7 protein-coding genes are annotated in these 7,972 nt (G+C 69.0%); 3 read left to right on the top strand and 4 right to left on the bottom strand.

All coding sequences use genetic code 11. The features are described 5' to 3' along the window. The first annotated feature begins 177 nt into the window (after positions 1-177). The 3 genes from KEG38_RS45345 to KEG38_RS45335 all read left to right on the top strand — a co-directional run bounded on the left by KEG38_RS45345 (position 178) and on the right by KEG38_RS45335 (position 4,660). Positions 178-3,135, top strand: coding sequence for a DEAD/DEAH box helicase (locus KEG38_RS45345; protein WP_272426979.1), 2,958 nt, complete (start codon positions 178-180; stop codon positions 3,133-3,135). 116 nt (positions 3,136-3,251) lie between these two features. After that, positions 3,252-4,484 (top strand): hypothetical protein, encoded by a 1,233-nt coding sequence (locus tag KEG38_RS45340; protein ID WP_272426978.1) that lies wholly within the window; start codon positions 3,252-3,254, stop codon positions 4,482-4,484. A gap of 5 nt (positions 4,485-4,489) precedes the next feature. Further along, complete coding sequence (locus tag KEG38_RS45335) at positions 4,490-4,660, top strand: hypothetical protein (protein WP_272426977.1); 171 nt, start codon at positions 4,490-4,492, stop codon at positions 4,658-4,660. Here KEG38_RS45335 and KEG38_RS45330 read toward each other — a convergent pair. The 4 genes from KEG38_RS45330 to KEG38_RS45315 form a co-directional block, all read right to left on the bottom strand. Further along, complete coding sequence (locus tag KEG38_RS45330; protein WP_272426976.1) at positions 4,657-5,349, bottom strand: hypothetical protein; 693 nt, start codon at positions 5,347-5,349, stop codon at positions 4,657-4,659. The two genes, KEG38_RS45335 and KEG38_RS45330, sit on opposite strands and share 4 nt — an antisense overlap. Before the next feature lie 12 nt (positions 5,350-5,361). Continuing rightward, positions 5,362-5,886, bottom strand: coding sequence for a hypothetical protein (locus KEG38_RS45325; protein WP_272426975.1), 525 nt, complete (start codon positions 5,884-5,886; stop codon positions 5,362-5,364). 176 nt (positions 5,887-6,062) lie between these two features. Then, a complete protein-coding gene (locus KEG38_RS45320) occupies positions 6,063-6,608 on the bottom strand; it encodes a hypothetical protein (RefSeq protein ID WP_272426974.1) in 546 nt (181 codons plus the stop codon). A gap of 23 nt (positions 6,609-6,631) precedes the next feature. Then, the gene (locus KEG38_RS45315; protein WP_272426973.1) at positions 6,632-7,879 is read right to left on the bottom strand and encodes a penicillin-insensitive murein endopeptidase; all 1,248 of its coding nucleotides are present in this window, start codon (positions 7,877-7,879) and stop codon (positions 6,632-6,634) included. Between the last annotated feature and the right edge of the window lie 93 nt (positions 7,880-7,972).

Here is a 7,972-nt window from a genome sequence, read left to right as displayed (position 1 = left end):
CGCTGGGAGCCCACGCCCTATCAGCACCGCGAGCAGGAGCCGCTGCTCGACCTCCTCCACGGTTCCTTCAGCTGGATGCTCATGCCGATCGCGTGAACCACTACGAACTTTGGGGATGATGTACTAGCCTGAGGGGAGGCGACACGCGCGCCGTCCCGTGCTACCGCTCCCGTCGTCATGGACTCGCTCCTCCAGGCGGTTCGTAAAGCCTGCCCGCCCGGTCTCTGGTCGAAGGGCGTCAACCTGGCCCGCGACGGCGCCGTGATCCTCGACCGGAAGACCTCCACCGAGCTCACCTATCGCATCCGCGTCCCCGGCGTCGCCATCGCGCCCACGGTCACGCTGTACGCCGCGGACGAGGAGTGGACCTGCGATTGCGGCGGGAAATTCGATCCCTGCCAGCACGTCGCCGCCGCGGTGATCGTCGCCGCCCAATCCCCCGAGGGCCACGCTCCCGCGACCGGGACGGACATGAGCCAGCGGGCCGCGCCCGCGCCGAAGCCCGTGCTCGGCAAGATCGAATACGAGTTCAGCCGCGACGCGGGCACGTTGTTCCTGGAGCGCGCCGTGGTCTTTCCGGACGGTCGCCGCGAGCCTTTCCAGGGATCGATCACGAATCGCGTCTCGCGCGGCGATCTGCCGGTCTTGCCCACGCATGAGGACATCACGATCGACCGGATGTTCTCCACCTGGAAGGGCGGCGTCGTCCCGCTCTCGCGCGTGCGGGAACTGTTTGCGCTCCTCGAGAATGCGCCGAGTGTCCTTTTCGACGGTTTTCCGGTTCGCACGAGCAAGCAGGCCGTGCGCCCCTCGGCCGCCGTGATCGACGGCAAGAATGGCGGCGTCCTCGTGCGGGTCGAGAAAGACCCTTCCGTCGACGAGGTCATTGCCCGCGGCGCCGCGCGTACGGGCGACGTCCTGCGTCCCCTCGGGGATACCTCGATCACGGGCGATGCATGGGAAAAACTCCCCATGGAGCGGCTCGTTGCGAAAGAGGAGCTCGGCACGTTCGTCACGAAGATCCTCCCCGACCTCGACAAACACACGCGCCTCGTGGTGCGCACGCGCAGGCTGCCGGGCGTGGCGCGGAAAAGCCGCCCGCGCATTTCGATCGAGCTCTCGCAGGCCGGGCATACCCTCTCCGTGCTGCCGCTGCTCGTGTATGGGGATCCGCCGGAGGCGCGCGTCGATCAGAATGTGCTCGTGCACCTCGGCGGGACCGTGCCCGTGCGTGACGAAGCCGAGGAGCGAAGGCTCATCGAGCGGCTCCGCGACGAGCTCAACCTGATCCCCGGCCGGCGTGTCGATCTCGACGGCGAGGCCGCATTACGATTCGCGCAGAAGCTCAAGGGATTCCGCGGCGGCGAGCAGGGCGAAACGCTCGGCGAGCTCTTCGGCAAGCGCCCGCTCGTGCCGCGGTTCGACATTCAGGGCGACGGCTTCGACGTCGTCTTCGAATCCATCGCCGAAGACGGCGAGGAGGGCGGGACGACGAAACACGCGAGCGGCGCGGCCGTCATTCGCGCGTGGAAGGACGGGCTCGACATCGTCCCGCTCGAAGGCGGCGGGTTCGCGCCGCTGCCGTCCGATTGGCTCTCGCGGTTCGGTGATCGCGTCGCCGATCTGCTCGCCGCGCGGGCGGAGACCGAGGACCAGACCATTCCGCCCGCGCTCCTGCCTGCGCTCGCGCGCCTCTGCGAGGAGATCGACGCCCCGCGCCCGCCGGGTTTTTCCCGGCTCGCCCCCCTGCTCGAAGGTTTTTCGGGGATCCCCGAGTCGCCCTTGCCCGCGGGCCTCGCCGCCACGCTCCGTTCGTACCAGCGCCGCGGCGTCGATTGGCTCTCGTTCTTGCGGGACACGGGGCTCGGCGGGATCCTCGCGGACGACATGGGCCTTGGAAAAACCCTGCAAGCGCTCGCAGCCACGCGTGGCCGCGCGCTCGTGGTTTGTCCGAAGAGCGTGCTTTTCAACTGGGAGGCGGAGATCCGGAAGTTCCGGCCAAACTTCTCCACGGCCCTCTACCACGGCCCCAAGCGCGCGCTCGATCCGAAGGCGGACGTCACGCTCACCACGTATTCGATGCTGCGTATCGACATCGAGGCGCTTTCCGCCATCGAATGGGATACGATCATCCTCGACGAGGCGCAGGCCATCAAGAATCCCGACAGCCAGGTCGCGCGGGCCGCGTATGCGCTGCGTGGCAAATTCAAGGTGGCGCTCAGCGGTACGCCCGTGGAGAACCGGCTGGAGGAGCTCTGGAGCCAGATGCATTTCGCGAACCGCGGCTTGCTCGGCGGGCGGAGCGATTTCAAGGAGCGTTATGCCGGTCCGATCGAGATCGGCCACGCCGGCGCGGCCGAGCGGCTGCGCGAGCGCATTCGCCCGTTCGTCCTGCGTCGATTGAAGCGCGAGGTCGCGCCCGAATTGCCGCCGCGTACCGATCGTGTGCTCAGCGTGGAGCTCGACGACAAGGAGCGCGCCGTGTACGACGCCGTGCGCGCGGCGACCCTCAGTGACGTGGTCAAGCGCCTCGCCGAGGGCGGCAGCGTGCTTGCCGCGCTCGAAGCTTTGCTCCGGCTGCGCCAGGCGGCCTGTCATGCGGCGCTCGTGCCCGGGCAGATGGCTCCGGGGTCGTCCAAGGTCGAGGCCCTCGTCGAGGCGCTCTCCGACGCGGCGGCGGACGGCCACAAGGCGCTCGTTTTTTCGCAATGGACGTCGCTGCTCGATCTCGTGGAGCCGCACCTCGCCGAGGCGGGGATCTCCTTCAATCGGCTCGATGGCTCGACCGTGGATCGCGCGGGCGTGGTGAACGAGTTCCAGGCCGATGGAGGCCCGCCGGTGATGCTGCTCTCGCTCAAGGCGGGCGGGACGGGCCTCAATTTGACGGCGGCCGATCACGTGTTCTTGCTGGATCCGTGGTGGAACCCGGCCGTCGAGGACCAGGCCGCGGACCGCGCGCATCGCATCGGCCAGGACAAACCCGTCTTCGTGTACCGGCTCGTGGCAAAGGACACGGTGGAGGAGCGGATTCTCGCGCTGCAGGAGAAGAAGCGGCTCGTGGCGGACGCGGCGCTCGGCGAGGCGGCGCAGGCGGCGGCGATCACGCGCGAGGATTTGATGGCGCTCCTCAGTTGATTGGACTGCCAACGAGGTAGGCGCGCGTGTGCGCCCCGGAGTTGTCGCCAATAGCGTGACGGAGCGGGAAATGCAGGCATTCGAGCACGGCACGTGAATTGCTGTGCGCGGCCGTCATGAAATGGCAATCGAGGCTCTTCTTCGTCGTGTCGGCGGGGCTCGTGGCGGCGGCATGTCAGGGGACGGAAGCCGTGCCGCTCACGCCGAGCACGGCGGGGCCGTTCACGGTGGAGGGGTATTACGGCAAGGGGGCGCCGAGCGTGTACGTGCTCGTCGTCGACGACGCGAATACCCCGGAGGCGGCCGCGCTTCGGGCGCGCGCGGCGCAAGCATTACGTGCGAGCCTCCTCGCCTACGTGGAGAGGCGCGGGGAGAGCTGCGTGGGGACGCGTGATCCCGCGGAATGGCGTCCGGGCGATGATCGTGTGGTCATCGTGCGAGCGAGCGCGCCGACGCAGCTTTCGCTCGTCACGCCCATCGATCGGCCCGCGCTCGCGTGGACGACGATCACGTCCAAAGAGGAAGAAATCGACGCCGTCGTGGCCGCCGCGACCGAGGCCATGGAGCAGCGGCTCGCCATGCCCGGGGAGACCTATCGGCCGCTGCGAGCCGCGAGCCGCGCGCTCGATCTCCTGAAGGGATTGCAGGCGCCGGAGACCGAATCGGAGACGGCGTTCGTCGCGTCCCTCGCCAAAGGTACGATCCAGGCGCTCGTCGTGGCGAGCACGCGGGACGACGAGGACGTCGTGCCCCCGGCGGACCTCGTTCCGAACGAGGTCTCGTTATCGTCGACGTATCGTACGATCGTGGTGACGCCGTCGAATGCCGGGCAATGTCAGATCGGGGAGGCCGAAAGTACGCGCCTCGAAGCGTGGGGCGAGCTCGTCGGGGCGAGGGATTATGGGTGGCCTTGCGACGATGACAGCACCTGGAACCTCATGCTCCATCCGGGGTTCGTCGATTGCGGGCACCTCTGCGTGGAACGACCGATCCAGGTCGACACGAGCGGCGCGGCCGCGTGCAAGGTCCACGTCGAGCAGCCAGACCTCGAGCGATGTGATCCCGACAAGGGATGGCGGGATCCGGGCGGGAAGGAGATCCTCGTCGAGTGGAATGGCCAGACGCTTCGCCGCTGCGAGGTCGTGCAGCACGAGGGCGCGGCGCTCGAAAGCTGTCGCACCTCGCCCGATTGTCCGGGCTGTGCGAGCGGGTTTTGCGTGACAGACGTTTCCTTCGAAGAGGCGACGTGCGAGGAGGGGAAGCACCATTGGCCCCTCCGTTTCACCGGCGGAGCGAGGGCGCTGCCGTATGGACGGCTCGAACTCACCTGCGACACGGCGGAGGATTGACCGGCGTGACAAGGGCTGCCGTCGAACGATCCAAACACCCATCGAAGATGGTCCCGGTGCTCGGGACAAACCGGATCGAGCGGATCCAGAGCGCGGCGAGCGCGCTCGCGATCGATCTCGACGTGCAGGATTGGTTTTTCGTGTGGACCGCGTCGACGGGCCGGGAAGTGCCTTAATCACGAAGGCCGGCGAGCGCGGCCGTGCCGGCCATCCAGGCGACGAGCGCGAGCGCGGCGAGCTTTTGCAGCGCGGGAATCAGCGCCGAGGTGATTTCCACGCCTGAGGCGACGTGCGCTGCATAAAGCGCGCCGTCGAGCGCCGCGAGGCCCGCCGTCAATCCCGCGAGGCGCGCGGGCATGCGCGACCCGTGTCTCGTCGCGAGCAGCCCGAACGTGGCGAGGCCGCCCGCGAGGAGCCCGGGCACCGCCGCGACGAAGATGAGCAGCGCATGGAGCACGCCATATCGCTGCGAGGGGGCGAGCGGCACCGCAATCGCGGCGAGCGCCGAGGCGAGCCCGAATCCACGCACGGCGAGCGCGAGCCGGCCGCGCTCCGGAAAGAGCCGCGTGACGAGGAACCAGAACGGCAGCGTGCCCGCGGACAGGAGGATCATGCCGGCCTTGCCGAAGGAAGCGCCGGGGTTCGTCTGCCCATTGAGGGCGCGATCGGCCGTCAGATCGCAAAAGAAATTGCGGAAAAAGTCGTGCCCGGGGGAAGCACGATCGAGCCACGTGCCGCCGGGATAGAGGGCCATCGCGGCGGCCATCAGCGAAAGAGACAGGACGAGCGACCCGAGCACGAAGAGCGCCGCGGCGCGCACGGCGGGCGGCGGAGCGGGGCTATCTTCGGCGATGGGGCGCGCCATTGCCGCCCGAGTCTACTTCGATCCTTCCGACTTGGGGCGACGTACGAGGACGTGGTGGAACGCGGCGCCGAGGTGGCGAATCTCGGAGGCGGTGATGGTGGCGGCGTCGGCGCGCTCGCCCAGCTCGAATCGGCTCAGCACGAGCAGCCCCGCCTGGTGCGCCATGAGCAGCCGGTTCTTGAACTCGGCGAGCCCGAGCCCGGACGTCTCGCCGCGATCTTCGAGCGAGCGGAACAGCGCGGCGATGAACACCTTGCCGTCGTCTCGACCGAGGAGCAGCTCGGTCGCCGCATGCCCCACGCGGACGGCGAAATCACGCGGGGAAAGCACGATCAGCGGCGGAGCCGAGCCGCGGCGCCGCTCGTCGTCGCGCAGCTTGCGCGCATGCGCGAGGAGCGCGGCCACGCCGTGCGGCGAGAGATCGGCGAGCAGGGCCAATAGCTCGCTCGCCGGATCCAGCATCGGCGGCGGAACGCTCGCGCGCGGCGGCACGCTCGCGCGCGGCGGCGCGATCGAGCCCGACCTCTGGGCCCGCATTTTCGTGCTGCTCTTGCGTTTGGGAAATGGGCTGAGTCGACCCTGCGACATGATGACCGGTCAACCTACCAGCGACCGGCCGCCCGGTGCAACAAGGCTTTTCCGCGTGCCCGGCGGAACGTGGGAGCGTCCACGAGACACCTCCCTTTGTTGCTCCGCGCGCAGAGGCGCCGCGCTCATCCACACATAGGTATGCTGGTGCAGATCGAGACGTCCATCTGGCCCGCATGACTCGCGCCGTTTGGCGTGACGAACGCGTATTTCACCTGCGCCGTGTCGTTCCCGACCGAGAGGACCTCGACCGAGGCGCTTTTCGGCGCTTCGGAGTTGCCGCCGACTCCATTCGCATACCACCACGCCTGCACCTCGTTCGTCGGCATGGCGGCATGGAACGTCCACGACTGTCCGGCCGCGAGCATGGACGTGTTGCCAGGGTAGATCGCGAAGTGGAGCTGCGGTTCGAGGCCCGCCGCCTGGCCGCATGTCGACGCGGTTCCGAGGTTGAATACGAGCCAGGGTCCGTCGTTCGGCGCGCAATCGTTGCTCACGAGGCCCTCGGCGAGCAGGCTCATGGCCGGCCCGCCGCCGCCCTGGCCGCCGCTGCCGCCATGTCCGCCATTGCCGCCATTGCCGCCGTTGCCCTGCTGCACGTCGGGGCTCGAACACGCGGCAGCCAGGCCGAACGCGCCCAGCGTCGCCGCCAGCAACATTCCTTGTCGCATCGGAAAAACTCCTCGGCGCGCAATCACCGCGTGATGCGCGGCGCGCCTTCCTCGTCGACGGCGTCTTTCACGTCGGCCGCGTCGGAGGCGGCCTCGTCACGTCCGTCGTCCTTCTTCGCCGCCTCGGTCCGCGCCGCGTCGTCGCGGCCGATCGAGGCGCCTGCGAGCGCCCACAAGGAGACCGGGACGTCCGGGCCCGTCGTCGCTTTCGTGGCGCGCGAGAGATAAATGCCGCCCGAGCGCTCGCCATTGTCGCTGCGGGCCTCGGCCGTGCGGCGCGGGGCCGGCGCAGCGGGCGGAGGCGCCGCGCGGCGCTCCGGGGTCTTCACGCCGCGCTTGCCCTTCTTCGCGATCTTCTGCCGCGCCTTGCTCGGCGCGTTTTTCGCGATCTCGACGCAGCTCTTCGCCATCGAGGGCGGGCACGAGATCCGCACGTGGAAATGGTCGTCGTGGGGCAAACCCCCGGTCGGCTGCATCATGACCTGCGCGGCCCGCACGTAGAGGGCGCGCGCGATGCCACGCGAGCGAGCATGCGTGAGCAGGGCGTGCTTGATCGGCTCGGCCACGAAGATGTGGCTCACACGCGCCTGCCGATCGAGCAGGAGATTCTGCAAGAAGAGCCAGTTCCGCGCGACGTCGAAGCGCGCGCCCGGCACGCCCTTCGCCGTGAGCTTCTCGTCGACCTTCACGAACGAGGGGCGCAGCACGGGCTCTCCTTTTTCATTCACCAGGTAAAACCCGAGATCCGCGTCGCGCCCGCTCTCGTGGGAGTGGTGATGCGCGAGCTCGCCGCCGTTCTTGCGCGAGAGGTCCCCGACGCCGAGGACGGCGCCCGGGTACTTCTTGTGCACGGCCTTGGCCGCGCGATCGAGCGCGTGGACGAGCGCGGGCAGGCCCCAGCGGGTGTCCGCGTCCTTGTAGTTGTAGGCCGGGACGACGCGCAGGTAGGGCTTGTCCTTCGTGTCGAGCCGAATGCCGCCTTCGAGGCGCCCGTCGTTCGGCGGGCCGACGGAATCGGCGCGCGGCGGCGGCTCGGGCTTTTTCTCCGGCGCCGCGACCTCGGTCTTCGTCGTCTTTCCGACCCGTCCGGGGCGTCCCGTGGCCGAGGGCTCGGTCTTGGCGCGGCGCGAAGGGCCTTGGGGCTTGTGCGTTCCCGCGCGTGCGGCCTGGGGGACGGCGGGCGTGGGCGGCGCGGCGTCGGCGGGCGTCGTGGGCGTGCCGCAGAGCGCAATCGCGAGCGCGGCGGCGAGGGAGCGGAAGGGGCTACGCACGGCCCCGGGAATAACCTTCGGCGAAGGACGGGGCCAAGTTTCCACCCAGCGTCCTCTGGGAAGATCGCTTCGTGATCTTCCGAGCATCGAACC

Origin of the sequence: Polyangium jinanense (assembly GCF_028435265.1) — a bacterium.
Taxonomy (GTDB): Bacteria; Myxococcota_A; Polyangia; order Polyangiales; family Polyangiaceae; genus Polyangium; species Polyangium jinanense.
Note: the sequence above shows the minus strand (reverse complement) of the source record. Positions and strands in the feature narration are given on the sequence as shown.